We start from the raw sequence: 332 nt of genomic DNA on the forward strand, positions 1-332 counted from the left end.
TTTTTGAGGCTGAATTTCCATTAACATCAGTAACTGTAAGTTCCACGGAATTGTCTCCAACATCGCTACAGTCGAAATTGGTAATATTTAAGGAGCGGCTCTGAATTTGGCAATTATCGGTAGAACCATTGTTAATATCTTCGGCTGAAATTGTCGCATTCCCGTTTGCATCGAGTTCAACAGTAATGTTTTGGGTCAAAACTGTGGGGGCAATCTGGTCTTCAACCGTAACGGTCGCAGTTTTTGAGGCAGAATTTGCATTTACATCAGTTACTGTCAGTTCTACGGAATTGTCTCCAACATTGCTACAGTTGAAATTGGTAATATTTAAG

At 39.8% G+C, this 332-nt stretch carries 1 protein-coding gene; it reads right to left on the reverse strand.

Going from position 1 to position 332, the window contains the following annotated elements; translation table 11 throughout:
* A partial coding sequence (locus RM529_RS17910) for a hypothetical protein (protein WP_311486082.1) occupies positions 1-332 on the reverse strand: 332 nt, incomplete at both ends.

This window comes from Autumnicola edwardsiae (genome assembly GCF_031846505.1).
In the GTDB taxonomy this organism is placed as follows: Bacteria; Bacteroidota; Bacteroidia; order Flavobacteriales; family Flavobacteriaceae; genus Autumnicola; species Autumnicola edwardsiae.